General features: G+C 69.8%; 23 protein-coding genes. 1 reads left to right on the forward strand and 22 read right to left on the reverse strand.

The window, feature by feature from the left end; all coding sequences use genetic code 11:
- Positions 1-244: 244 nt before the first annotated feature.
- The 8 genes from pyrF to pyrR all read right to left on the reverse strand — a co-directional run bounded on the left by pyrF (position 245) and on the right by pyrR (position 10,275).
- Positions 245-1,087: an orotidine-5'-phosphate decarboxylase gene (pyrF, locus tag PXH83_RS02140; protein WP_274556027.1), complete on the reverse strand. Its 843-nt coding sequence runs from the start codon at positions 1,085-1,087 to the stop codon at positions 245-247.
- Positions 1,084-2,193 carry a quinone-dependent dihydroorotate dehydrogenase gene (locus PXH83_RS02145; protein WP_274556029.1) on the reverse strand — a complete coding sequence of 370 codons (1,110 nt, stop codon included), beginning with the start codon at positions 2,191-2,193 and terminating at the stop codon, positions 1,084-1,086. The genes pyrF and PXH83_RS02145 overlap by 4 nt, the downstream gene beginning before the upstream one ends.
- Before the next feature lie 79 nt (positions 2,194-2,272).
- Complete coding sequence (carB, locus tag PXH83_RS02150; protein ID WP_274556032.1) at positions 2,273-5,584, reverse strand: carbamoyl-phosphate synthase large subunit; 3,312 nt, start codon at positions 5,582-5,584, stop codon at positions 2,273-2,275.
- On the reverse strand, positions 5,577-6,728 hold the full coding sequence (carA, locus tag PXH83_RS02155) for a glutamine-hydrolyzing carbamoyl-phosphate synthase small subunit (protein ID WP_274556034.1): 1,152 nt from the start codon (positions 6,726-6,728) through the stop codon (positions 5,577-5,579). Before carA ends, carB begins: the two co-directional genes overlap by 8 nt.
- Complete coding sequence (locus PXH83_RS02160; protein ID WP_274556037.1) at positions 6,725-7,309, reverse strand: PH-like domain-containing protein; 585 nt, start codon at positions 7,307-7,309, stop codon at positions 6,725-6,727. Before PXH83_RS02160 ends, carA begins: the two co-directional genes overlap by 4 nt.
- On the reverse strand, positions 7,306-8,592 hold the full coding sequence (locus tag PXH83_RS02165; RefSeq protein WP_274556039.1) for a dihydroorotase: 1,287 nt from the start codon (positions 8,590-8,592) through the stop codon (positions 7,306-7,308). Before PXH83_RS02165 ends, PXH83_RS02160 begins: the two co-directional genes overlap by 4 nt.
- Positions 8,593-8,594: 2 nt before the next feature.
- A complete protein-coding gene (locus PXH83_RS02170; RefSeq protein WP_274556041.1) occupies positions 8,595-9,599 on the reverse strand; it encodes an aspartate carbamoyltransferase catalytic subunit in 1,005 nt (334 codons plus the stop codon).
- 100 nt (positions 9,600-9,699) lie between these two features.
- Positions 9,700-10,275, reverse strand: coding sequence for a bifunctional pyr operon transcriptional regulator/uracil phosphoribosyltransferase PyrR (pyrR, locus tag PXH83_RS02175; RefSeq protein ID WP_274556043.1), 576 nt, complete (start codon positions 10,273-10,275; stop codon positions 9,700-9,702).
- Positions 10,276-10,497: 222 nt separating this feature from the next.
- Between pyrR and bldD the strand changes: the two genes are divergently transcribed.
- On the forward strand, positions 10,498-10,998 hold the full coding sequence (gene bldD / locus PXH83_RS02180; protein ID WP_069929708.1) for a transcriptional regulator BldD: 501 nt from the start codon (positions 10,498-10,500) through the stop codon (positions 10,996-10,998).
- Positions 10,999-11,194: 196 nt separating this feature from the next.
- Here the strand turns inward: bldD and nusB are convergent, their stop codons facing one another.
- The 14 genes from nusB to PXH83_RS02250 form a co-directional block, all read right to left on the reverse strand.
- Complete coding sequence (gene nusB / locus PXH83_RS02185) at positions 11,195-11,623, reverse strand: transcription antitermination factor NusB (protein WP_274556045.1); 429 nt, start codon at positions 11,621-11,623, stop codon at positions 11,195-11,197.
- A 2-nt stretch (positions 11,624-11,625) separates the two neighbouring features.
- Positions 11,626-12,192 carry an elongation factor P gene (efp, locus tag PXH83_RS02190; protein ID WP_214925877.1) on the reverse strand — a complete coding sequence of 189 codons (567 nt, stop codon included), beginning with the start codon at positions 12,190-12,192 and terminating at the stop codon, positions 11,626-11,628.
- Between the two features lie 70 nt (positions 12,193-12,262).
- Positions 12,263-13,369, reverse strand: a complete 1,107-nt coding sequence (locus PXH83_RS02195) for an aminopeptidase P family protein (protein WP_274556051.1) — start codon at positions 13,367-13,369, stop codon at positions 12,263-12,265.
- Between the two features lie 85 nt (positions 13,370-13,454).
- Positions 13,455-14,393 (reverse strand): AAA family ATPase, encoded by a 939-nt coding sequence (locus PXH83_RS02200; RefSeq protein ID WP_274562632.1) that lies wholly within the window; start codon positions 14,391-14,393, stop codon positions 13,455-13,457.
- A gap of 369 nt (positions 14,394-14,762) precedes the next feature.
- Positions 14,763-15,203 (reverse strand): type II 3-dehydroquinate dehydratase, encoded by a 441-nt coding sequence (locus PXH83_RS02205; RefSeq protein ID WP_274556053.1) that lies wholly within the window; start codon positions 15,201-15,203, stop codon positions 14,763-14,765.
- Positions 15,200-16,294 (reverse strand): 3-dehydroquinate synthase, encoded by a 1,095-nt coding sequence (gene aroB / locus PXH83_RS02210; protein WP_274556057.1) that lies wholly within the window; start codon positions 16,292-16,294, stop codon positions 15,200-15,202. The genes PXH83_RS02205 and aroB overlap by 4 nt, the downstream gene beginning before the upstream one ends.
- The gene (locus tag PXH83_RS02215; protein ID WP_274562634.1) at positions 16,291-16,773 is read right to left on the reverse strand and encodes a shikimate kinase; all 483 of its coding nucleotides are present in this window, start codon (positions 16,771-16,773) and stop codon (positions 16,291-16,293) included. Before PXH83_RS02215 ends, aroB begins: the two co-directional genes overlap by 4 nt.
- A 29-nt stretch (positions 16,774-16,802) precedes the next feature.
- A complete protein-coding gene (aroC, locus tag PXH83_RS02220) occupies positions 16,803-17,987 on the reverse strand; it encodes a chorismate synthase (protein ID WP_214925926.1) in 1,185 nt (394 codons plus the stop codon).
- A gap of 148 nt (positions 17,988-18,135) precedes the next feature.
- Positions 18,136-18,402, reverse strand: coding sequence for a hypothetical protein (locus PXH83_RS02225; RefSeq protein ID WP_274556062.1), 267 nt, complete (start codon positions 18,400-18,402; stop codon positions 18,136-18,138).
- 37 nt (positions 18,403-18,439) lie between these two features.
- Positions 18,440-19,282 (reverse strand): shikimate dehydrogenase, encoded by an 843-nt coding sequence (locus PXH83_RS02230; protein WP_274556065.1) that lies wholly within the window; start codon positions 19,280-19,282, stop codon positions 18,440-18,442.
- Complete coding sequence (gene mltG, locus PXH83_RS02235) at positions 19,260-20,897, reverse strand: endolytic transglycosylase MltG (protein ID WP_274556067.1); 1,638 nt, start codon at positions 20,895-20,897, stop codon at positions 19,260-19,262. The genes PXH83_RS02230 and mltG overlap by 23 nt, the downstream gene beginning before the upstream one ends.
- A gap of 126 nt (positions 20,898-21,023) precedes the next feature.
- Positions 21,024-21,488: a Holliday junction resolvase RuvX gene (gene ruvX, locus PXH83_RS02240; RefSeq protein WP_214925952.1), complete on the reverse strand. Its 465-nt coding sequence runs from the start codon at positions 21,486-21,488 to the stop codon at positions 21,024-21,026.
- On the reverse strand, positions 21,488-24,172 hold the full coding sequence (gene alaS, locus PXH83_RS02245; protein ID WP_274556072.1) for an alanine--tRNA ligase: 2,685 nt from the start codon (positions 24,170-24,172) through the stop codon (positions 21,488-21,490). Before alaS ends, ruvX begins: the two co-directional genes overlap by 1 nt.
- A complete protein-coding gene (locus PXH83_RS02250; protein ID WP_274556074.1) occupies positions 24,172-24,483 on the reverse strand; it encodes a DUF6167 family protein in 312 nt (103 codons plus the stop codon). The genes alaS and PXH83_RS02250 overlap by 1 nt, the downstream gene beginning before the upstream one ends.
- Positions 24,484-24,487 lie beyond the last annotated feature (4 nt).

Consider the following 24,487-nt stretch of genomic DNA (forward strand, 5'->3'; position numbering starts at 1 on the left):
CTGTCGGATACGGACCGGTGAGGAAGCTAGTCGCCCCACACCAGGGCGAGCAACGAACAGCGAGCTGCACGTTTGCTCTCGACGGAGACTAGCGGCCATGACCGCTCCAGTCAGCGAGAACAGACGAAAAGTCCTGGTCAGCCTCTGTCGAGCTGGACATTTAAGACATAACACCCTGGTTTTGGGTAAGGATTCCGTCAACATGACTCGCGGAGCCGTCGGCGGGTGCCGGATCGGCCCCCTCTCACGCTCCTGAGACCGCCGTACGGACCTCGTCCGCGAAGCGAGAAGCGGAATCTCGCAGTCCGGCGACATCGGGGCCGTGCCTGAGCACGCCGCGGCTCACGCTGGGCACGACATTGCGGACCGCCGAGCCGAAGACGCCCGGCAGATCGGCCGGAGTCGCACCCTGCGCGCCGATGCCGGGAGCCAGCAGCGGGCCGTTGATGGCGAGGTCGACACCCGCGTCGCCGAGGGTCGCGCCGACCACCGCGCCGACCGACCCGAGCGGCTCGGCGCCCTCGTTCTCGGCCGCCATGTGGTCGAGCATCAGCTGGGCGAGGGAACGGCCGTCGGCGGCGGTCGCGCGCTGCACCTCGGCGCCCTCCGGGTTCGAGGTCAGCGCGAGGACGAAGACGCCGCAGCCGTTGATCACAGCAGCGTCCAGGGCCGGGCGCAGCGAGCCGAAGCCGAGGTACGGCGAGACCGTGACCGCGTCCGAGAACAGCGGCGAGTCCTTCTCCAGGTACGTAGCGGCGTACGCGCCCATGGTCGAGCCGATGTCGCCGCGCTTGGCGTCCATCAGGACCAGCGCACCGGCAGCCCGGGACTCCTCGACCGCCTTCTCCAGCACGGCGATGCCGCGCGAGCCGAAGCGCTCGAAGAACGCCGACTGCGGCTTGAGTACGGCGACCCGGTCGGCCAGGGCCTCCACGACGGTGCGGGTGAAGGTCTCCAGGCCCTTGATGTCGTCGTTCAGGCCCCAGGCGCCGAGCAGCGAGGCGTGCGGGTCGATGCCGACGCAGAGCGGTCCGCGGGTGTCCATGGCGCGGCGCAGGCGGGCGCCGAAGGGCTCGGGAGTCTTCACTTGGCGGCCTTCCGGGTCTCGGCGCCGACGGCGTCGGCGAGGGTGGCGTACGGGCTGTTGGCGAGGCGTGCGGCCAGGCCCTTGTGGATGGCGCGGCCCCAGAACGGGCCCTCGTAGATGAAGGCGCTGTAGCCCTGGACGAGCGTGGCGCCCGCGAGGATGCGCTGCCAGGCGTCCTCGGCGTTCTCGATGCCCCCGACGCCGACCAGGGTGATCCGGTCGCCCACGCGGGCGTACAGGCGGCGCAGGACCTCCAGGGAGCGCGCCTTGACGGGCGCCCCGGACAGTCCGCCGGTCTCCTTGACGAGGGCCGGGTCCGACTTCAGGCCGAGGCCCTCGCGGGCGATGGTGGTGTTGGTGGCGATGATGCCGTCGAGGCCGAGCTCAAGCGCCAGGTCGGCGACGGCGTCGACGTCCTCGTCGGCCAGGTCGGGCGCGATCTTGACGAGGAGCGGGACGCGGCGGTCGGTGACCGTACGGTCGGCCGCCTCGCGCACGGCGGTCAGCAGCGGGCGCAGCGACTCGGTGGCCTGGAGGTTGCGCAGTCCGGGAGTGTTCGGGGACGAGACGTTGACGACCAGGTAGTCGGCGTGGGCGGCGAGGCGCTCGGTGGAGGTGACGTAGTCGGCGACGGCCTCCTCCTCCGGGACGACCTTGGTCTTGCCGATGTTGACGCCGACGACGGTCCGGAAGACGGGGTTACGGGCCGCCAGGCGGGCCGCCACGGCTTCGGAGCCCTCGTTGTTGAACCCCATGCGGTTGATCAGCGCGCGGTCCTTCACGAGGCGGAAGAGTCGCTTCTTGGGGTTGCCGGGCTGCGGCTGGGCGGTGACCGTACCGATCTCGATGTGGTCGAAGCCGAGCATCGACATCCCGTCGATCGCGACGGCGTTCTTGTCGAAGCCGGCTGCGAGGCCGAACGGGCCGTGCATGCGCAGGCCGAATGCCTCCGTGCGGAGCGAGGAGTAACGCGGGGCGAGGACTGCGGCGACGAAGGTGCGGAGCACAGGGACGCGGGCGGCGAGGCGGATCCAGCGGAAGGCCAGGTAGTGGGCCTGCTCGGGGTCCATGCGCTTGAAGACGAGGTTGAAGAAGAGTCTGTACATGGTGTGCCTTCTGGGCGAGGTGCGAGGGGTGCCGGGCTCATGAAGAGGGGGACACCGGTCGGTGTCCCCCTCGTTCGCCCTACTCTGCGCGGGCCGCGGTCAGCTGTTCCGCGTGTTCCTGGAGTGAACGGACGCCGACGTCGCCGCGGTTGAGCGCGTCGATGCCCTGGACGGCGGCGGCGAGCGCCTGGACCGTCGTGAGGCACGGGACGCTGCGCGCCACGGCGGCCGTACGGATGTCGTAGCCGTCGAGGCGGCCGCCGGTGCCGTACGGGGTGTTGACGATGAGGTCGACCTGGCCGTCGTGGATGAGCTGGACGATGGTCTTCTCACCTGCCGGGCCTTCGCCCTCGCTCTGCTTGCGCACGACGGTGGCGTTGATGCCGTTGCGCTTCAGCACCTCGGCCGTGCCGGAGGTGGCGAGCAACTCGAATCCGTGGGCGACCAGTTCGCGCGCCGGGAAGATCATCGAGCGCTTGTCGCGGTTGGCGACCGAGATGAACGCGCGGCCCTTCGTCGGCAGCGGACCGTACGCCCCGGCCTGCGACTTGGCGTACGCCGTGCCGAAGACGGAGTCGATGCCCATGACTTCGCCGGTGGAGCGCATCTCCGGGCCGAGGACCGTGTCCACGCCGCGCCCGTGCATGTCGCGGAAGCGGCTCCACGGCATGACGGCCTCCTTGACGGAGATCGGCGCGTCAGGCGGCAGCGTGCCGCCGTCGCCGGTCCTCGGCAGCAGGCCCTCGGCGCGCAGCTCGGCGATGGTGGCGCCCAGCGAGATGCGGGCGGCGGCCTTCGCGAGCGGCACCGCGGTCGCCTTCGAGGTGAAGGGGACGGTGCGCGAGGCGCGCGGGTTGGCTTCCAGGACGTACAGGATGTCGCCGGCCATGGCGAACTGGATGTTGATCAGTCCGCGTACGCCGACGCCCTTGGCGATGGCCTCGGTCGAGATGCGCAGCCGCTTGATGTCGAAGCCGCCGAGGGTGATCGGGGGCAGCGCGCAGGCGGAGTCGCCGGAGTGGATGCCGGCTTCCTCGATGTGCTCCATGACGCCGCCGAGGTAGAGCTCGGTGCCGTCGTAGAGCGCGTCGACGTCGATCTCGATCGCGTCGTCGAGGAAGCGGTCGACCAGCACCGGGCGGGTGGGGCTGATCTCGGTGGATTCGGCGATGTACGAGGAGAGGCGCGTCTCGTCGTACACGATCTCCATGCCGCGGCCGCCGAGCACGTACGACGGGCGCACCAGGACCGGGTAGCCGATCTCGTCGGCGATGGCCTTGGCCTCGTCGAAGGTCGTCGCCGTGCCGTGCTTGGGGGCCGGCAGGCCGGCCTCGGCGAGGACGCGGCCGAAGGCGCCGCGGTCCTCCGCCGCGTGGATGGCCTCCGGCGGGGTGCCGACGACGGGTACGCCGTTGTCCTTGAGCGCCTGGGCGAGGCCCAGCGGGGTCTGGCCGCCGAGCTGGACGATGACGCCCGCGATCGGGCCCGCGAGGGACTCGGCGTGGACGATCTCCAGCACGTCTTCGAGCGTCAGAGGCTCGAAGTACAGGCGGTCGGAGGTGTCGTAGTCGGTGGAGACGGTCTCCGGGTTGCAGTTGACCATCACGGTCTCGTAGCCCGCGTCGCTGAGTGCGAAGGAGGCGTGGACGCAGGAGTAGTCGAACTCGATGCCCTGGCCGATGCGGTTCGGACCCGAGCCGAGGATGATCACGGCGGCCTTCTCGCGCGGCGCGACCTCGCTCTCCTCGTCGTACGAGGAGTAGAAGTACGGCGTCCTGGCGGCGAACTCGGCGGCGCAGGTGTCGACCGTCTTGTAGACCGGGCGGACGCCGAGTGCGTGCCTGACCTCACGTACGACGTCCTCGCGCAGGCCCCGGATCTCGGCGATCTGAACGTCGGAGAAGCCGTGCCGCTTTGCGTCCGCAAGCAAGTCGGGGTCGAGCTTCGGGGCGGCGGCCAGGCCGTCCGCGTGCTCCTTGATCAGGTACATCTGGTCGACGAACCACGGATCGATCTTCGTGGCGTCGAAGATCTCCTCGGGCGTCGCACCGGCGCGGATGGCCTGCATGACGGTGTTGATGCGGCCGTCCGTGGGGACCTTGGCGGTCTCCAGGAGCGCGGCCTTGTCACCGGGCTCACCGACGAAGGTGAACTGGCTGCCCTTCTTCTCCAGCGAGCGCAGGGCCTTCTGCAGCGCCTCGGTGAAGTTGCGGCCGATGGCCATGGCCTCGCCGACCGACTTCATGGTGGTGGTGAGGGTGGCGTCGGCGGCCGGGAACTTCTCGAAGGCGAAGCGCGGCACCTTGACGACGACGTAGTCGAGCGTGGGCTCGAAGGACGCCGGCGTCTTCTCGGTGATGTCGTTGGGGATCTCGTCCAGCGTGTAGCCGACGGCGAGACGGGCGGCGATCTTCGCGATCGGGAAGCCGGTCGCCTTCGACGCGAGCGCGGAGGAGCGGGAGACGCGCGGGTTCATCTCGATGACGATGATGCGGCCGTCGTCGGGGTTGATCGCGAACTGGATGTTGCAGCCGCCGGTGTCCACGCCGACCTCGCGGATGATCGCGATGCCGACGTCGCGCAGCCGCTGGTACTCGCGGTCGGTCAGCGTCATCGCCGGGGCGACGGTGATCGAGTCACCGGTGTGCACGCCCATCGGGTCGAAGTTCTCGATGGAGCAGACGACCACGACGTTGTCGTTCTTGTCGCGCATCAGCTCCAGCTCGTACTCCTTCCAGCCGAGGATGGACTCCTCCAGGAGCACCTCGGTGGTCGGCGAGAGCGTGAGGCCCTGTCCGGCGATGCGGCGCAGCTCCTCCTCGTCGTGCGCGAAGCCGGAGCCGGCGCCGCCCATGGTGAAGGAGGGGCGTACGACGACGGGGTAGCCGCCGAGCGTGTCGACGCCCGCGATGACGTCGTCCATGGAGTGGCAGATGACCGAGCGGGCGGACTCGCCGTAACCGATCTTGGCCTTGACGGCCTCGACGACGCCCTTGAAGAGGTCGCGGTCCTCGCCCTTGTTGATCGCCTCGACGTTGGCGCCGATGAGCTCTACGCCGTACTTCTCCAGCACACCCTGCTCGTGCATGGAGATCGCGGTGTTGAGCGCGGTCTGGCCGCCGAGGGTCGGCAGCAGCGCGTCGGGGCGCTCCTTGGCGATGATCTTCTCGACGAACTCCGGGGTGATCGGCTCGACGTACGTGGCGTCGGCGATCTCCGGGTCGGTCATGATCGTGGCCGGGTTGGAGTTGACCAGGATGACGCGCAGGCCCTCGGACTTGAGGACGCGGCAGGCCTGGGTGCCGGAGTAGTCGAACTCGGCGGCCTGGCCGATGACGATCGGACCTGAGCCGATGACCAGGACGGACTGGATATCGGTGCGCTTAGGCACGCTGGCCCTCCATGAGCTGTACGAAGCGGTCGAACAGGTACGCGGCGTCGTGCGGGCCTGCGGCTGCCTCGGGGTGGTACTGGACGCTGAATGCGGGCTGGTCGAGCAGCTGGAGGCCTTCGACCACATCGTCGTTCAGGCAGATATGTGAAACCTCTACTCGCCCGAACGGGGTCTCGGAAACCCTGTCGAGCGGGGCGTCGACGGCGAACCCGTGGTTGTGCGCGGTGACCTCGACCTTGCCGGTCGTACGGTCCTGCACGGGCTGGTTGATGCCGCGGTGGCCGTACTTGAGCTTGTACGTGCCGAAGCCGAGCGCCCGGCCCAGGATCTGGTTGCCGAAGCAGATGCCGAAGAGCGGAGTCTTGCGCTCCAGGACAGCCTTGATGACGGTGAGGTCGACGGTCGACGGGTCGCCCGGGCCATTGGAAAGGAACACGCCGTCCGGATTGAGGGCGTACACATCCTCAACACTGGCGGTGGCCGGCAAGACGTGCACCTCGATGCCGCGCTCGGCCATGAGGCGCGGGGTCATGCCCTTGATGCCCAGGTCGATGGCGGCGACGGTGAACTTCTTTGCACCGACCGCGGGGACGACGTACGGCTCCTCGGTGGCGACCTCGGCGGCGAGCGAGGCGCCCACCATCTGGGGCGCTTCCTTCACACGGGCGAGCAGCGCTTCCTCGTCGCCCAGTGCCTGGCCGGAGAAGATGCCGACGCGCATCGCGCCGCGCTCGCGCAGGTGGCGGGTGAGGGCGCGGGTGTCGATGCCGCTGATGCCGACGACGCCCTGCTGGACGAGCTCGTCGTCGAGGGAGCGCCGGGAGCGCCAGTTGGAGGGGACGCGTGCGGGGTCGCGTACGACGTAGCCGGCGACCCAGATCTTCCTGGACTCGTCGTCCTCGTCGTTGACGCCGGTGTTGCCGACGTGCGGGGCGGTCATCACGACGACCTGGCGGTGGTACGACGGGTCGGTGAGGGTCTCCTGGTAACCGGTCATGCCGGTGTTGAACACCGCCTCGCCGAAGGTCTCCCCCACGGCCCCGTAGGCGCGGCCGCGGAAGATGCGGCCGTCCTCCAGGACGAGTACGGCGGGAGACGCCCCCTTCCTCTGCGAGGCGTTCCCCGGCTTGGAGATCGTCATCGTGCGGTGCCTTCCGTCGAAATGCTGTGGTTCATGGAGTTGATGGCTTCGACCCATGCGGCGTGCTCCGCCGCGCGGTCGGAGCGGAAGCCGGAGTCGATCAGCTTGTCGCCGTGCTGCCAGGTGACGACCAGCAGGCCGCCCTCGGCGAGGACCTTGCCCGCGATGCCCTTGTCGAGGCGGGCCTCGCGCAGCGCCGCCGCTGGGACGAAGAAGTCGGCCGCCCCGGGTCGTACGACATCGAGACCCGCGTCGGTGAGCGTCAGCTCGGCCCGGCTGCGCGTGCCGAGACCGTGGGCAACGATCCGGTCGAGCCACTGCCCGGCGGTCGTCGAACCGTGGTAGCGCCCGCTCATGCTCAGCTTCGCCTCACCGGGCGCCTCGGGCGCGGTGGGGAGCTCCGGGAGGTCCGACTGGAGCGTGCCGCGCCACTTCCAGCCCTGGCGCATCAGCCAGTAGAGGAGCGCGACGAAGAGCAGCAGGCCGACGACCCAGCCGATCCGGGCGGCAACGTCGGTGACTTCCGCCGACTTCTGCTCCGCGGCGACGGCCTCGGCCGCCAGATGGATGAAAGGTGTCACGCCAGATTCCCGTCGACGACCGTTGCGCGGCCCCGGAGCCAGGTGTGGGTGACGCGTCCCGGCAGCTCGCGGCCCTCGTAGGGGGTGTTGCGGCTGCGGGAGGCGAAGCCCGAGGGGTCCACAGGTCCACGGTAAGCCGGATCGACCAGCGTGAGGTTTGCGGGCTCGCCTGCCGAGACGGGGCGGCCGTGGCCCTCCAGGCGGCCGATGGCGGCCGGACGGAACGACATGCGGTCGGCGACGCCGGCCCAGTCGATCAGGCCACTGTCGACCATCGTCTGCTGGACGACGGACAGGGCGGTCTCCAGGCCGACCATGCCCATGGCCGCGGCCGCCCACTCGCAGTCCTTGTCCTCGTGCGGGTGCGGGGCGTGGTCGGTGGCGACGCAGTCGATGGTGCCGTCGGCGAGCGCCTCGCGCAGGGCCATGACGTCGGCCTCGGTGCGCAGCGGCGGGTTCACCTTGTAGACCGGGTTGTACGTACGGACCAGCTCGTCCGTCAGCAGAAGGTGGTGCGGGGTGACCTCGGCGGTGACGTTCCAGCCCTTGGACTTGGCCCAGCGGACGATCTCGACCGAGCCTGCGGTCGACAGGTGGCAGATGTGCACGCGCGAGCCGACGTGGGCGGCGAGGAGGACATCGCGGGCGATGATCGACTCCTCGGCGACGGCCGGCCAGCCGCCCAGACCCAGCTCCGAGGAGACGATGCCCTCGTTCATCTGGGCGCCCTCGGTCAGGCGGGGCTCCTGGGCGTGCTGCGCGACGACGCCGTCGAAGGCCTTCACGTACTCCAGGGCGCGGCGCATGATCACGGCGTCGTCGACGCACTTGCCGTCGTCGGAGAAGACCTTCACACCGGCGGCGGAGTCGTGCATGGCGCCGAGCTCGGCGAGCTTCTTGCCCTCCAGGCCGACGGTGACGGCGCCGACGGGCTGGACGTCGCAGTAGCCGGACTGCTTGCCGAGGCGCCAGACCTGCTCGACGACGCCGGCGGTGTCGGCGACGGGGAAGGTGTTGGCCATGGCGTGTACGGCGGTGAAGCCCCCGACGGCCGCCGCCTTGGTGCCGGTCAGGACGGTCTCGGAATCCTCGCGGCCGGGCTCGCGCAGGTGGGTGTGCAGGTCGACGAGGCCGGGCAGCAGGACCTTGCCCTCGCCCTCGACGACGGTCGCGCCTTCGGCGCTCAGACCGGCTCCGACCGTGGCGATCGTCTCGCCGTCGATCAGTACGTCCTGGGGCTCGCCGCCCAGCACCTTCGCGCCGCGAATAAGGATCTTGCTCATGGTTACTTGGTCTCCTCGGTGCGGGCGTGGTTGGAGCCGGGGGTGGCGCTGGGGCTGATGGCGGGCTCGTTGCCGCCCAGAAGCAGATACAGGACGGCCATCCGGGTCGAGACACCGTTGGCGACCTGCTCGACGGCCGTGCAGCGGTCGGAGTCCGCGACCTGCGCGGTGATCTCCATGCCTCGGTTCATCGGGCCGGGGTGCATGACGATGGCGTGCCCGGGCATCCGGGCCATGCGGTCGCCGTCCAGGCCGTAGCGGCGCGAGTACTCGCGCTCGGTCGGGAAGAAGGCGGCGTTCATTCGCTCGCGCTGCACACGCAGCATCATCACCGCGTCTGACTTCGGCAGCACCTCGTCGAGGTCGTACGAGACCTCGCAGGGCCAGTGCTCGACGCCGATCGGGACCAGGGTGGGCGGCGCGACGAGCGTCACCTCGGCGCCGAGGGTGTGCAGCAGGTGGACGTTGGAGCGGGCGACGCGGCTGTGCAGTACGTCGCCGACGATCGTGATGCGGCGCCCGTCGAGGTCGCGCCCTATGCCGGCGTCCGCGCCGACCAGACGGCGGCGCATCGTGAAGGCATCGAGCAGCGCCTGGGTGGGGTGCTCGTGCGTGCCGTCGCCCGCGTTGACGACCGCGCCGTCGATCCAGCCGGACGTGGCGAGGCGGTACGGGGCGCCGGAGGCGTGGTGACGGATGACGACGGCGTCGGCGCCCATCGCCTCCAGGGTCAGCGCGGTGTCCTTGAGCGACTCGCCCTTGGAGACGGACGAGCCCTTGGCGGAGAAGTTGATGACGTCGGCGGAGAGGCGCTTGGCGGCGGCCTCGAAAGAGATGCGGGTCCGGGTCGAGTCCTCGAAGAAGAGGTTGACGACGGTTCGTCCGCGCAGGGTCGGCAGCTTCTTGATCGGCCGGTCGGCCACGCGGGCCATCTCCTCGGCGGTGTCGAGGATCAGCACGGCATCGTCGCGGGTGAGGTCGGCGGCCGAGATGAGGTGGCGCTTCATCTGGTGCTCCGTGGTTCGTGAAGGGGCGCTGGTGTGAAGGCGGGCAGGGCAGGCTCGGGTACGGGCCCGGTCTCGCTCTTCGGGTCCGTACGGGAAAGCGCTACTGCTCGCCGGCCGGAGCGGTCTGCTGGAGGCCGAGCAGTACGGCGTCACGGCCGTCCTCCTCGGACAGCTGGACCTTGACCGTCTCCCGCAACGAGGTGGGGAGGTTCTTGCCGACGTAATCGGCGCGGATCGGCAGTTCGCGGTGGCCCCGGTCGACCAGGACCGCGAGCTGTACGGCGCGGGGGCGGCCGATGTCGCCCAGTGCGTCGAGCGCGGCCCGGATCGTGCGCCCGGAGAAGAGCACGTCGTCGACGAGGACGACGAGCCGGTCCTCGATGCCGTCACCGGGGATTTCCGTACGCGCGAGGGTACGCGCGGGGCGCATGCGCAGGTCGTCGCGGTACATGGTGATGTCGAGGGAGCCCACCGGCATTTTGCGGCTGGTGATCTCTTCGAGCTTGGCGGCCAGCCGGCGGGCCAGGAAGACACCGCGGGTGGGAATGCCGAGGAGCACCACGTCGTCGGCACCCTTGGCGCGCTCGACGATCTCGTGGGCGATGCGGGTCAGTACCCGCTCGATGTCCGGACCCTCGAGGACGGGGCGCGGCGCATCGGAATTCATTGCGTCCATTGGAAACGGACCTCCTTCTCCGCCTCACGGGACGGACCTTAAAGGACGTCGGAATTGCGTCGTCAACGGTACCAGTACGTTTCCCGGGTCTTGCAGCCACCCCTCGGAAGGGGTGGCCCGGACTCATTCGGCTTGACGCACCCAAGTAACGCTGCGTAACCTCACAGTGAGTTACCAGCCGCGCGGCGGAGCCGCACGTATTCACAGCGTCCGGGGAGCCATATGTCCAGCGAATACGCAAAACAGCTCGGGGCCAAGCTCCGCGCCATCCGCACCCAGCAGGGCCTTTCCCTTCACGGTGTCGAGGAGAAGTCCCAGGGCCGCTGGAAAGCCGTCGTGGTCGGCTCCTACGAGCGCGGCGACCGCGCTGTGACCGTACAGCGCCTCGCCGAGCTGGCGGACTTCTACGGTGTCCCCGTGCAGGAGCTCCTGCCCGGTACGACGCCCGGTGGCGCCGCCGAGCCGCCGCCGAAGCTCCGTCTGGACCTGGAGCGCCTCGCCCATGTCCCGGCCGAGAAGGCGGGCCCGCTCCAGCGCTACGCCGCGACGATCCAGTCGCAGCGCGGCGACTACAACGGCAAGGTGCTGTCGATCCGCCAGGACGACCTGCGCACTCTGGCCGTCATTTACGACCAGTCGCCCTCGGTCCTGACCGAGCAGCTCATCAGCTGGGGCGTGCTGGACGCGGACGCGCGCCGCGCAGTTGCCCACGAGGACATCTGAGCAACGCAGCAGAAACGTAACGCCGGGGTCGGCGGAAGCTTTCGGGCTTCCGTCGGCCCCGGCGTTTTTCTGTCCTGAGGCTTTCCGCGGCGGCTCCGCATGCGGCGGGCACGGCAAAGGGCCCGGGGCACGCTCTGAAGCATGCCCCGGGCCCTTGAGCCGTAAGCCCTTGAGCTGTGATACGCAGAGCCGGTGGCTAGTCGCGACGCAGACTCGGCTTGAGGTCCTTGAAGCGGCCCAGCAGGCCGTTCACGAAGGACGGGGAGTCGTCGGTGGAGAACTCCTTGGCGAGTTGCACCGCCTCGTCGATCACCACCGCGTCGGGAGTCTCGTCCACCCACACCAGCTCGTACGCGCCGAGCCGCAGGATGTTGCGGTCGACGACCGGCATCCGGTCGATGGTCCAGTCGACCGCGTAGGTCGCGATGAGGTCCTCGATGCGGTCCGCGTGGTCCGCGTACCCCTCGACGAGCTGCATCGTGTACTCGCTCACCGGCGGCTGCCGGGTGTCGGTCCGGGAATGCCGCATCCAGTCCGCGAGGACCGTCTGCACGGACTCACCGCGCTGGTCGGCCTCGAAGAGGATCTGGAAGGCGCGCTTACGCGCCGTGTTCCGGGCAGCCACGGTTAGCTGTTCACCCGGCCGAGGTACTCGCCGGAGCGGGTGTCGACCTTGATCTTCTCACCGGTGGTGATGAAGAGCGGGACGCCGATCTCGTAGCCCGTTTCGAGCTTGGCGGGCTTGGAGCCACCGGTGGAGCGGTCGCCCTGGACGCCGGGCTCGGTGTACTCGATGACCAGCTCGACGGCAGCGGGGAGCTCGATGTAGAGGGGGCTGCCCTCGTACATCGCGACGCTGGCCTCGAAGCCCTCGAGCAGGAAGCGGGCGGCGTCGCCGACGACCTCGGGGGTGACGTAGATCTGGTCGTACGTGTCCATGTCCATGAACACGAAGCTGTCGCCGTCCTTGAACGAGAACTGCATGTCGCGCTTGTCGATGTTCGCCGTCTCGACCTTCACGCCGGCGTTGAAGGTCTTGTCGACGACCTTGCCGGAGAGAACGTTCTTGAGCTTGGTGCGCACAAAGGCAGGGCCCTTGCCGGGCTTGACGTGCTGGAACTCGACGACGGACCAGAGCTGGCCCCCGTCGAGCTTGAGCACCAGGCCGTTCTTGAGGTCGTTCGTGGAAGCCACGGTTGCGGAATCTCCTGGACTGAAGGCTGGTGGGGCTGGTGGAACCTCGGGGTCGCGATGCGGCACTTGGCTACAACGCGAGCAGCTCCTTGGTCGTAATGGTGAGTAGCTCGGGTCCGCCGTCCGCCTCGGGGCGCACGACGAGCGTGTCATCGATCCTGACACCGCCCCGGCCCGGGAGGTGGACCCCCGGTTCGACGGTGACCGGCACGCAGGCGTCCAGTTTACCCATGGCCGCAGGTGCCAGCTGCGGGTCCTCCTCCATTTCGAGTCCGACACCGTGTCCGGTCCGGGGTGCGAGGCCCTCGCCGTGGCCCGCGGCGTCCAGTACGTGGCGTGCGGCGCGGTCGACTTCGCGGTACTCGACGCCGGGGGCGAGAGCCTCCCTGCCCGCCCTCTGAGCGGCGAAAACGAGGTCGTACAGCTCGATCTGCCAGTCTGCGGGCGTAGTGCCGATCACGAACGTACGGCCGATCTCGCACCGGTAGCCGCGGTAATTGGCGCCGAGGCAGACCGAGAGAAAGTCACCCTCCTCGACTCGTCGGTCGGAGGGCCTGTGCCGGCTCAGACCCGAGTTCGGCCCCGTGGCCACCGAGGTGGGGAATGCGGTGCCGTCGGCGCCGTGGTCGACCAGGCGGCGTTCCAGCTCCAGCGCGAGGTGCCGTTCGGTCCTTCCGACCAGGATCGATTCGAGCAGCTCACCCAGCGCCTGGTCGGTGATCTCGGCGGAGATCCGCAAGCACGCGATCTCGTCCTCGTCCTTGACGATCCGCAGCTGTTCGACGGCGCCCGCGAGGTCGTTCAGGCGCAGTCCCGGTGCGACCGAGCTCAGCGCGCGGTGTCTGGCGACGGTCAGGTGGTGTTCCTCGACGGCGAGCGATGCGGCGCCGGACGCCGCGACGAGATCGGCCGCGGCGACGACGGTGTCGCCGCCGGGAACCGGCAGGACCTTGACCCGCAGCTGTTCGTCCGGGCGGCCGTCCAGGGGGTCGGTGGCTGCCGTACGCGGGCAGAGCAGTGCGTCCTCGCCGGGGCCGACCAGCAGCACCGAGCCGGGCGGCGCCCCGCCCGCGAGATAGCGGACGTTGGCCGGACGGGAAACCAGTGCGGCGGCGCTGCCGGAAGCGGCGCACCGGTCGCGCAGCCGTCCGCGGCGGACCGCATACAGCTCTGACATGTTTCGAGCGTACGAGCGGCGCCGCGGCCCGGCAGTACGAGCGCGTCCGACCGAGCCGCAGCATGGAGGGGCCGGGGCGGGGGGCCTACCAGGCCGGCGGGCTCGCGATGGAGCGTGCCAGCACCTCGTCCAGGACGCGGGCCGTGGTCGGCACGTCGTACTGCGAGTTGTCGATGATCGGCAGCCCCGAGCCGTACCAGCCGGCCATCCGGCCGTGGATACGGGCGACCTCCTCGTCCGACAGGCGGCGGTTCCCGCTGCGCTGGGCATTGCGCTCCAGCACGATCTCCAGGCCGGGGAGGATGACGACGGGCAGCAGCCCGGGACCGACGTGACGCTTCCAGCCGCCGAGCCCGACGACGGGACGGTCCGGGAAGACGGCGTCGTCGACGATGCACGATATGCCGTTGGCGAGGAAGTTACGGGCGGAGAAGCCGCAGGTGCGGCGGGCGAGCCGGTACTGGGCCTCGGACTGGTCGTTCCAGCCGGACTGGGGGTCGGCGAACCCGGAGCAGATCCATTCGCGTACGTCGTCGAGGCTGATGTGCGCGGTCGGCACCCGGCGGTGCTGTGCCCAGTACTTGGCGACGGTCGTTTTGCCCGCGCCCGCCGGCCCGATGAGCAGCACGGCCAGCGTCGTACTGCCGGTGTCGGTCGGCGCGGCGGCCGGCGGTGGCGCCGGAAGCGCAACGGGCCCGCCGGGAGGCAGCTGGATGTGCCCGGTGGTGTCCCGGGGCGGCGCCCCCTGAACATGCTGCGAAGCGGCCCCGCCCCAGCCGGAACCTTGGGCATGCCCTTGCGCGCCGCCACCAAGGCCCGTCCCAGAGCCGTGGGTGGCCTGTGGGGCGTGCGGTACGTGGGGTGCCTGGGGTGCTTGTGGTGCCTGCGGAGGCGCGGGGTGGCCACCGGGGTGCGGGGCGCCGTGGGCGGCTCCTGGGGCCTGCGGGGGGCCCTGGGGCGCAGGTGGCCCGTCAGAGTGTGGGGCACCGTAAGCGGGATGCGAGGCGGCGCCGGAGGCCTGCAGAGGCCTGTGGGGAGCCGGTGGTCCGGCGGGCTGCGGGGCTGCTCCGTGCTGGGCGTCGGGAGCGGTGCCCTCGACCTGCGAGTGCCTTTGAGGCGCCGGCGCCGTTGACCCTGTGCCGTACTGGCCGCCGGAAGTGGCTCCTGGGGCCTGCGGGGCCGGTGGCCCAGCGGGGTTCTGGGTGGGCTGCGCCCAAGCGGTGCCGGGCTGGTGGGGTGGTGGCAGCGGAGCCCCCACTGCGTGCTGCATCCGGTGCCACTCCGTCTCGTACAGGCGACTCGTGCTGGGCGGCCAGGGCGGACCGGGCCTACCGAACGGTACCTTCCCCGCCCGCCCTACTGTGAACGGCCGGGGACGGTCCAGAGTGCCCCGTCAGCCGTCGAGTTCGTCGGCGAGGGCGCGCAGAGCGAGCCGGTACGAGCCGATGCCGAAGCCCGCGATCGTCCCGCTGGCGACGGCAGCGACCACCGAGGTGTGCCGGAATTCCTCGCGTGTGTACGGGTTCGAGATGTGCACCTCGATCAGCGGAGCGGTGCGCTGGGCCGCCGCGTCCCTCATCCCGTACGAATAGTGCGTGAACGCACCGGGGTTGAGAACGACCGGAATTGACCCGTCCGCGGCCTCGTGGAGCCACCGGATCATCTCGCCCTCGTCGTTCGTCTCGCGTACGTCGACGTCGAAGCCGAGCCCTTTGCCGAGCCGCCCGCACTCCTCGACGAGCCCGGCGTACGAAGTCGCCCCGTACACATCGGGTTCGCGCGAGCCGAGCCTGCCGAGGTTGGGCCCGTTGAGGACCAGGACCCGTCGCGTCACTTGGACACCTCGCCGTACGCGGCCAACAGCACCGCCGGGTCGGGTCCTTCCAGCACGGTCGGCTTGGCGAGGCCGTCGAGGACGATGAAGCGCAGCAGGTTGCCGCGGGACTTCTTGTCGACCTTCATGGTCTCCAGCAGCTTGGGCCACTGGTCGCCGCGGTAGGTGAGCGGCAGCCCGACGGACTCAAGCACGGCTCGGTGCCGGTCGGCTGTCGCGTCGTCAAGCCGGCCCGCCAGACGGCCGAGCTCGGCGGCGAACACCATGCCGATGGAAACGGCCGCGCCGTGGCGCCAGTTGTAGCGCTCGTTCTTCTCGATGGCGTGCGCGAGCGTATGACCGTAATTGAGGATCTCGCGCAGACCCGATTCCTTCAGGTCGCTCGACACGACGTCGGCCTTGACCCGGATGGCGCGCTCGATCAGCTCGGCGGTGCGCGGCCCCTCGGGCGTACGGGCCGCCACCGGGTCCTCCTCGATCAGGTCGAGGATCACCGGGTCGGCGATGAAGCCCGCCTTGATGATCTCGGCGAGGCCGCTGATGTAGTCGTTGACCGGCAGCGAGTCCAGCGCCGCCAGGTCGCAGAGGACACCGGCGGGCGGGTGGAAGGCGCCGACGAGGTTCTTGCCCTCGGCGGTGTTGATGCCGGTCTTGCCGCCGACCGCCGCGTCGACCATGCCGAGCACGGTCGTGGGTACGGCGATCCAGCGCACCCCGCGCAGCCAGGTGGCCGCGACGAACCCGGCCACATCGGTGGTGGCTCCGCCGCCGACGCCCACGATCACGTCGGTGCGCGTGAAGTTGGTCTGGCCGAGCGCCTTCCAGCAGTACGCCGCGACCTCGACGGTCTTGGACTCCTCGGCGTTGGGCAGCTGGATGGCGATGGCTTCGTAACCCTGGCTCGCGAGGTCCTCGCGGATCGCCTCACCCGTGCCGGCGAGTGCCTCGGGGTGCAGGACGGCCACGCGCTGGGCCCGCTCGCCGATCAGCCCGGGGAGCTCGCCGAGGAGCTGCCGGCCGACCAGCACCTCGTACGGCTCAGCGCCCTCGCTGCCGCCGACCTGGATACGGGTGGGTGCCTGCTCGGTCATACGTCCTTCAGCTCCAGTGCGTCGAGGACCGCCTCTGCGACCTCTTCGGGGGTGCGGTCGTCGGTGTCGACGACCGCGGTGGCCACCTCGGTGTAGAGGTGACGGCGTGCTTCCATCAGCTGCTTCCACTGCTGGCGCGGGTTGACGGCCAGCAGGGGGCGTGCGGTGTTCAGCCCGACGCGCTTGATCGCTTCGCCCACGCTGATGGAGAGGTAGACGACGCGCACCCCGGCCAGCGCAGCACGCGTGCCCTCGTCCAGGACCGCGCCGCCGCCGAGCGCGAGCACGCCCGTGTGCTCGGCGAGCGCCGCCTTCACGGCCTCCCGCTCCAGCTCACGGAAGCGCGCCTCGCCCTCCTCGACGAAGATGTCGGAGATCTCCCGGCCCTCGGCCGCGACGATGTCCGCGTCGGTGTCGCGGTACGCCGTACCGAGCCGCTCGGCGAGCAGCTCGCCCACAGTGGACTTGCCGACCCCCATGGGCCCAACGAGGACGACCAGCGGGCCGGTCACCGTACGACCAGGTTGTCGAGGTAGGACTGCACGTTGCGCCGGGTCTCACCCACGCTGTCGCCGCCGAACTTCTCTGCGACCGCGTCCGCGAGGACCAGCGCGACCATCGCCTCGGCCACGATCCCGGCGGCGGGCACGGCGCACACGTCGGAGCGCTGGTGGTGCGCGGCGGCGACCTCGCCGGTGACGACGTCGATGGTGGCGAGCGCTCGCGGCACGGTCGCGATGGGCTTCATCGCCGCCCGTACGCGCAGCAGTTCACCGGTGGACATGCCGCCCTCGGTGCCGCCGGCCCGCCCAGTGGTGCGGCGTACGCCGTCCTCGGTCGGGACGATCTCGTCGTGCGCCTTGGAACCCGGCACCCTGGCCAGGTCGAAGCCGTCGCCGACCTCGACGCCCTTGATGGCCTGGATGCCCATGAGGGCGGCGGCCAGCCGGGCATCGAGCCTGCGGTCCCAGTGCACGAACGACCCCAGCCCGACGGGCACGTTGTACGCCAGCACCTCGACGACGCCACCGAGAGTGTCGCCGTCCTTGTGGGCCTGGTCGATCTCCGCGACCATCGCCTTCGACGCGTCCGCGTCCAGGCAGCGCACCGGGTCCTCGTCCAGCCGCGCCTCGTCGGCGGGCACGGGCAGCACGCCGTACGGCGCCTTGGCGGCGGCCAGCTCCACGACGTGCGACACGATCTCGACACCGGTGGTCTGCTTCAGGTACGAACGGGCCACCGTGCCCAGCGCGACCCTCGCTGCGGTCTCCCGCGCGCTCGCCCGCTCCAACACCGGCCGCGCCTCGTCCAGCGCGTACTTCTGCATGCCCGCGAGGTCGGCGTGGCCGGGGCGCGGACGGGTCAGCGGGGCGTTACGGGCCAGCTTGGCGAGCTCGTCGGGGTCGACCGGGTCGGCCGACATGACCTGCTCCCACTTGGGCCACTCCGTGTTGCCCACCATGATCGCGACGGGGCCGCCCATGGTCAGACCGTGGCGTACGCCGCCGAGGAAGGTGACCTCGTCCTTCTCGAACTTCATGCGCGCACCGCGCCCGTAGCCGAGCCGCCGCCGGGCGAGCGCGTCCGCCACCATCTCCGTGGTGATGGGGACGCCGGAGGGAAGACCCTCCAGCGTCGCGACGAGTGCGGGTCCGTGGGACTCCCCCGCCGTCAGCCAACGCAACCTGCTCAACGGTGCTCCTCGATGCTCGCGCCTGGGTCTGGATCGGCGCGGCCGGGTGCGCGGCCCTGGCCCGCCACCACTGATCCTCCCACGACCGGGCACCGATCCGGCCGCCGGTCCAGCAATCGGACGACGTCAGCCCCGACGTCTGTCGACGTCAGCGCCGGTCGCCGTCGCCGGGCGCGTACGAGCCGAGGTAGTCGGCGCCGCGTCCCTGGCCATACTGCGCGGCGGCGTGGACGGGCCGCCCGGAGCGCACCGCACGCCGGTACTCGATCTTCCGCTTGATCTTCACGGCCCAGCTCGCCAGGACCACGACCACGACCAGCACGATGAACGTGACCTGGACCCAGTCGGGCATGAAGGTCAGCAGACCGTCCAGAATCTTGCCGGCGCCGGCGGCTTGTGGCAGGCCGGATTCCATGGATGTTCTCCCCCCTCAGGTGTTCGACCGGCAGACCCTATCGGGCGGCCAGCGCCTGCTCCCCGGCCCCCCTCATAACGGCGAGCGGCGCGGCGGCGCAGCCCGTCATCTGCTCCACCTGGAGCACCGCCTGGTGCACGAGCAGGTCGAGCCCGCCGACGACCGAGCCGCCGTGCGCCGACCAGGCGGCGGCGAGTGCGGTGGGCCACGGCTCGTACAGCACGTCGAAGAGCGTGCCGGGCCGCTCGGGCACCGCCTCGGCGAGGGAATCGGTGGTGCCGGCGGGGGTGGTGGCGATGACGAGCGGTGCGTCGAACGCCCGCTCCGCCTCCGCCCAGTCGGCGATGCGCACGTCGACCCCGAGCCGCTCGCCCCACTGCCGCATCTCGTTGCCGCGGGCCGCAGTGCGTACGTACGCGGTGACCGGGCCCGTACAGAGGCGGGAGAGCGCGGCGAGCGCCGACGAGGCGGTGGCACCGGCGCCGAGGACGGCGGCGGAGGCGACCTTCTCGACGCCGCGCTCGCGCAGGGCGGCGATCATGCCGGGGATGTCGGTGTTGTCGCCGATGCGCCGGCCGTCCTCGGTGAAGACGACCGTGTTCACCGCCTCGACGGAAGCCGCCGTATCGCTGATCTCGTCGAGCAGCGGGATGACGGCGCGCTTGAGCGGCATGGTCAGCGAGAGGCCGGCCCAGGACGCGTCGATCTTCTCGAAGAAGCGGGGCAGGGCGGCCTCGTCCACCTCGAAGCGGTCGTACGACCAGTTGGTCAGGCCCAGTTCCTCGTACGCGGCGCGGTGCAGGACAGGTGAGAGCGAGTGGGCGATGGGCGACCCGAGTACGGCTGCCCGGCGTGCCTCAGTCACTTCCCTGGCTTTCATTGAACTTGTTCTTCAGCTCCTGGAACTCGGAGTAGGTCTTGGCGAACTCCGTCTTGTGCTGACCGTCGGTCGCCACGAAGTACAGCCAGCCGTCCGCGGTCGGCTTCAAGGCCGCGGCCAGCGCCTCGTTGCCGGGGTTGCCGATGGGCCCAGGGGTCAGGCCCTTCCGCGTGTAGGTGTTGTACGGGTCCTTGTTGCTGTTGATCTCGGACTCGCTGATCTCGATTTCACTCTGACCCATGAGGTAATTGAAGGCAGAGTCGAACTGGAGCAGCTGATTCGTTTGAGTATTGGTGGGCTTCAGGCGGTTGTAAACGACCTCGGCCATTCTACGGAAGTCCTTGTCCGTCTTACCCTCGGCCTGCACCAGACTGGCGACCGTGACCAATTCCCAGGGCCCGTCGAGCCCCAGCTTCTTGGCCTCCGCCTCCATGTCCTGCTTGCCGTATTCCTGGTTTGCGCGAGCGACCATCCTCTTGAGGACGTCCTCGGGCTTCGCGTTCTTCGCGACCGGATAGCTCGCGGGGAAGAGGAAACCTTCCAGCGGGTCCTTGACATTCGGGTGCCCAGCCGCCCACTCGGGCAGCCCGAGGTCCTTGGACTTCGCCTTGGCGACGTCCTCGGTGGTACCGGCCTTGAGGTCCAGGCGTTTGTCGATCATGGCGTAGACGCGCACATTCCGCCAGCCCTCGGGAATGATCAGAGCATTTCGGCTGCTGGGCTTGAGCATTTCCGTGACCGCATTGTCTGCGGACATCTTCTTATTGAGGGTGTACACCCCTGCCTGAATGTTCTTACCCTTGGGATTCTTGTTCTGGGCGGCGACGAAGGCACCCTGGCTCTTTACGACGCCCGCCTTCTCAAGAAGGCTGCCGATTTCGTAGCCGCCGGCGCCCTGCGGGATCTCCACCTGCGTGGAACCGGATCCAGCGCCCGTATAGTCCGGCGCCGCACCGAACTGCTCCTGCCAGAACTGATAACCGAAGTAGGCGACGCCGCCGCCTCCGCCCACCAGGACCAGCGCGACGAACAGGCACGCCGTGCCGTTGCGGCTCTTCTTCTTTTTGGTCTTTCCGCGGCGGTCACCGCCCCGGCCCCGACGCGGCTCTCGCGAGTCGTCGTACCCGTCGTCATCGTCGTCGTCGTTGCCGCCCGCGAAGAAAGGGTGCTCCTCCGGACCTTCGAGGTCGGCGTCCCACTCCGGCTCCGGCGCCTGCTCCGGCACCGTGCGGCGCTGGTTCGGGGGCTGCGGCGGGGGGTACGCGTCCGGGGCGGCGTAGTAGTCGGGGTGCTCCGCGCCGCCGTAGGCGGGCTGCTGGCCGCTGTAGGGGTCGGCGGGGTTCATGCCGTACGGCACGGCTCCCTGCTGCTGGCCCGTGTCCCAGCCGCCGTTGGCGTACTGCTGCTGGTCGTTGTACTGGGGCTGCTGGCCGCCGTAGTACGGCTGCTGCGGATGCTGCGGCTGTTGTTGCGGTTCCTGCTGGTAGTGCTGCGGCTGGCCGCCGTACGGACCCTGGCCCTGTACGGCCTGCTGTCCTGCCCATCCCTGGTCCCCGTACAACGGGTCCTCGGGATGCCACGGTTCGTGGCCTGCGCCCCGGCCGTACTCAGTCATGAAACCCCATAGTGTGCCGCGAGGCGGCGGCTACGCGCGCGTGGGGCACGGCATCCGGTCCGCCTCTTCTTTGTGCGGCAGTTGTTCGAACACCGCCGCATCGCGCGGAACGTTACCGTATCGCGATCAGACAACCACTTCGACGCCCTCGCCCGGGGGAATGCCTGAGACCCGTTCGGCCTCCAAAGCGTTCTGAAGAATGACAATTGCGGCCGCTTGGTCGATCACAGACCGGCCCTTCTTGGACTTCACGCCCGAAGCGCGCAGCCCCTGACTGGCCGTCACTGTGGTCATCCTCTCGTCGACAAGTCGCACCGGAGTGGGTGCGATGCCGCGAGCGAGCTCCTGGGCGAAGACCCGGACCTTGGCCGCCGCCGGCCCCTCGCCCCCACTGAGGGAGCGAGGGAGGCCGACCACGACCTCGATCGGTTCGTACTCCTCGACGAGCTGCTTCAGCCGCCGGTGGGCGGCCGGGACGTCACGTCCCGGCACGGTCTCCACCGGCGTGGCGAGGACCCCGTCGGGGTCGCACGAGGCGACCCCTATCCGGGCGTCCCCGACGTCGATCGCGAGGCGACGGCCGCGTCGCATCAGGCGATCTCGCCGACTGCGCGTTCGACGGCGGCCACGGCGTCGCCGATGGCGTCAGGGTTCTGGCCGCCGCCCTGGGCGACGTCCGGCTTGCCGCCACCGCCGCCGCCGAGGGTCTTGGCGGCCGTACGGACCAGCTCGCCGGCCTTGAGGCCGCGCTCGCGGGCGGCTTCGTTGGTGGCGATGACCGTCAGCGGGCGTCCGTTGGCGGTGGTGAACAGGGCCACGACGGCCGGGCGGTCGCCCGCCCCCGCCAATTGATTCAGTCGGCCGCGGACGTCCAGGACCAGCCTGCGCAGATCGTCGGCCGACGTGCCGTCCGGCACCTGGCCGGTGACGAGAGCGACACCGCGTACGTCCTGGGCACCGGAGGCGAGTCCGGCGGCGGCCTGGAGGACCTTCTCCGCGCGGAACTTCTCGATCTCCTTCTCGGCGTCCTTGAGCTTGGCGAGCATCCCGGAGATCTTCTCCGGCAGCTCCTCCGAGCGGCCCTTGACCAGCTCCTGGAGCTGCGCGACGACCGTGTGCTCCCTGGCGAGGAAGTTGTACGCGTCCACGCCGACCAGGGCCTCGATACGCCGTACGCCCGAGCCGATCGACGACTCGCCGAGCAGCTTCACCAGACCCAGCTGGGCGGTGTTGTGGACGTGCGTACCGCCGCACAGCTCCTTGGAGAAGTCACCGATGGTCACGACACGGACCCGCTCGCCGTACTTCTCGCCGAACTCGGCGATGGCGCCCTGCTTCTTGGCCTCGTCGATGCTCATGACCTCGGCCTGGACGTCGAGTTCCCGGGCGAGCACATCGTTGATCTTGTGCTCGACGTCGGTGAGGACCGTGCCGGGTACGGCGTTCGGCGAGCCGAAGTCGAAGCGGAAGCGGCCGGGCGAGTTCTCCGAACCCGCCTGGGCGGCCGTCGGGCCCAGCGCGTCGCGCAGCGCCTGGTGCGTGAGGTGCGTGGCGCTGTGGGCGCGGGCGATGGCGCGGCGGCGCTTCTGGTCGATGACGGCGTAGGCGGAGGCGCCGAGCGTCACCTCGCCGACCTGGACCGTTCCCTTGTGGACGGAGACGCCGGGGACCGGCTGCTGGACGTCGCGGACCTCGACGACGGCGCCCGAGTGCAGCTTGATGCGGCCGGTGTCGGCGAGCTGGCCGCCGCCCTCGGCGTAGAACGGGGTGCGGTCGAGGACGATCTCGACGTCGTCGCCCTCGGTGGCGGCCGGGGAGGGCACACCGTCGACGAGCAGGCCGACGACGGTCGACTCGCCCTCGGTGGAGGTGTAGCCGGTGAACTCCGTGGTGCCGGACTGGTCGGCGACCAGGCGGTAGGCGGAGACGTCGGCGTGCCCGGTCTTCTTGGCCTTGGCGTCGGCCTTGGCCCGGTCCCGCTGCTCCTTCATGAGGCGGCGGAAGCCGTCCTCGTCCACGGACAGGCCCTGCTCGGCGGCCATCTCCAGGGTGAGGTCGATCGGGAAGCCCCAGGTGTCGTGGAGCAGGAACGCCTTGTCACCGGCGAGGACCTTGCCGCCGGCGGCCTTGGTCTCCGTAACGGCGGTGTCGAGGATGTTCGTGCCGCCCTTGAGGGCCTTGAGGAAGGCGGCTTCCTCGGAGACGGCGACGGTCTCGATGCGCTTGCGGTCGGTCAGCAGTTCCGGGTACTGCTCGCCCATGGTCGTGATGACCACATCGGCCAGCTCGGCGACGACGGGCTGGGTGGCGCCCATCAGCCGCATGTTGCGGATGGCGCGGCGCATGATGCGGCGCAGGACGTAGCCGCGGCCCTCGTTGCCGGGGGTGACACCGTCGCCGATGAGCATCACGGACGTACGGATGTGGTCGGCGACGACGCGCAGGGAGACGTCGGAGGCGTGGTCGGCGCCGTAGCGGACGCCGGTGAGCTCGGTGGCCTTGTCCATGACGACGCGCAGGGTGTCGGTCTCGTACATGTTCTGTACGCCCTGCAGGATCATGGCGAGACGTTCGAGGCCCAGACCCGTGTCGATGTTCTTCGACGGGAGGTCGCCGAGGATCGGGAAGTCTTCCTTGCCCTCGCCGGCGCCGCGCTCGTACTGCATGAAGACCAGGTTCCAGATCTCCACGTAACGCTCGTCGTTGACGGCCGGGCCGCCCTCTTCGCCGAACTCGGGGCCACGGTCGTAGTTGATCTCCGAGCAGGGGCCGCAGGGTCCGGGGACACCCATCGACCAGAAGTTCGGTCCCATGCCCAGCCGCTGGATGCGCTCGGCGGGCACACCGATGACGTCGCGCCAGATCTGCTCGGCCTCGTCGTCCTCCTTGTAGACCGTGATCCACAGGCGCTCGGGGTCGAGGCCGAAGCCACCGTCCGCGACGGAGCTGGTCAGCAGCTCCCACGCGTACTTGATGGCGCCTTCCTTGAAGTAGTCGCCGAACGAGAAGTTGCCGCACATCTGGAAGAAGGTGCCGTGGCGCGTGGTCTTGCCGACCTCTTCGATGTCCGGCGTACGCACGCACTTCTGCACGCTGGTGACGCGCGGGGCGGGCGGCTTGACCTCGCCGAGGAAGTACGGCTTGAAGGGCACCATGCCCGCGGGGACCAGCAGCAGGGTCGGGTCGTCCGCGATGAGCGACGCCGAAGGCACGACGTTGTGTCCGCGCTCCTCGAAGAAGCGCAGCCAGCGGCGGCGGATTTCAGCCGACTCCATCAGTGGTCCTCATTCCGGTTGTACGAATGCTGTGTGTAATCGAGTGCGGCGATGCGTCGCTGCACGGGAAGCTCGGGGTCGTTGTGCGCTTCGAGGCCGAGGGCCTCGCTGAGTTCGGCCTCGCGCTGCACCATCCCCGCCCTGACGTCGAGCGCGAAGTCCTTGAGCCGGTGGCCTGCTTCGACCGCCTTGTCGGCAGCCTGCGCGGCGAGGCTCTCGGGCGTCAGCTGCTTGAGCTTGCGGTTGACCTTGGTGGTGGCCCACACACCGGCTGCGGCGCCTGCGGTGAACCAGAACGTACGGCGGAACATTGCG

Source organism: Streptomyces spiramyceticus, from assembly GCF_028807635.1.
GTDB lineage: Bacteria > Actinomycetota > Actinomycetes > Streptomycetales > Streptomycetaceae > Streptomyces > Streptomyces spiramyceticus.

What these genes read in the sequence shown, in the direction of transcription:
- PXH83_RS02145 (WP_274556029.1), bottom strand. Translation starts at nt 2,193, where the DNA reads ATGTACAGACTCTTCTTCAACCTCGTCTTCAAGCGCATGGACCCCGAG.
- PXH83_RS02230 (WP_274556065.1), bottom strand. Translation starts at nt 19,282, where the DNA reads ATGAAAGCCAGGGAAGTGACTGAGGCACGCCGGGCAGCCGTACTCGGG.
- bldD (WP_069929708.1), top strand. Translation starts at nt 10,498, where the DNA reads ATGTCCAGCGAATACGCAAAACAGCTCGGGGCCAAGCTCCGCGCCATC.
- PXH83_RS02225 (WP_274556062.1), bottom strand. Translation starts at nt 18,402, where the DNA reads ATGGAATCCGGCCTGCCACAAGCCGCCGGCGCCGGCAAGATTCTGGAC.
- aroB (WP_274556057.1), bottom strand. Translation starts at nt 16,294, where the DNA reads ATGACCGAGCAGGCACCCACCCGTATCCAGGTCGGCGGCAGCGAGGGC.
- PXH83_RS02170 (WP_274556041.1), bottom strand. Translation starts at nt 9,599, where the DNA reads ATGAAGCGCCACCTCATCTCGGCCGCCGACCTCACCCGCGACGATGCC.
- pyrR (WP_274556043.1), bottom strand. Translation starts at nt 10,275, where the DNA reads ATGGACGCAATGAATTCCGATGCGCCGCGCCCCGTCCTCGAGGGTCCG.
- PXH83_RS02165 (WP_274556039.1), bottom strand. Translation starts at nt 8,592, where the DNA reads ATGAGCAAGATCCTTATTCGCGGCGCGAAGGTGCTGGGCGGCGAGCCC.
- mltG (WP_274556067.1), bottom strand. Translation starts at nt 20,897, where the DNA reads ATGACTGAGTACGGCCGGGGCGCAGGCCACGAACCGTGGCATCCCGAG.
- PXH83_RS02215 (WP_274562634.1), bottom strand. Translation starts at nt 16,773, where the DNA reads ATGGGGGTCGGCAAGTCCACTGTGGGCGAGCTGCTCGCCGAGCGGCTC.
- ruvX (WP_214925952.1), bottom strand. Translation starts at nt 21,488, where the DNA reads ATGCGACGCGGCCGTCGCCTCGCGATCGACGTCGGGGACGCCCGGATA.
- PXH83_RS02195 (WP_274556051.1), bottom strand. Translation starts at nt 13,369, where the DNA reads ATGTCAGAGCTGTATGCGGTCCGCCGCGGACGGCTGCGCGACCGGTGC.
- alaS (WP_274556072.1), bottom strand. Translation starts at nt 24,172, where the DNA reads ATGGAGTCGGCTGAAATCCGCCGCCGCTGGCTGCGCTTCTTCGAGGAG.
- PXH83_RS02250 (WP_274556074.1), bottom strand. Translation starts at nt 24,483, where the DNA reads ATGTTCCGCCGTACGTTCTGGTTCACCGCAGGCGCCGCAGCCGGTGTG.
- carA (WP_274556034.1), bottom strand. Translation starts at nt 6,728, where the DNA reads ATGACGATCTCCAAGCCGGGGAACGCCTCGCAGAGGAAGGGGGCGTCT.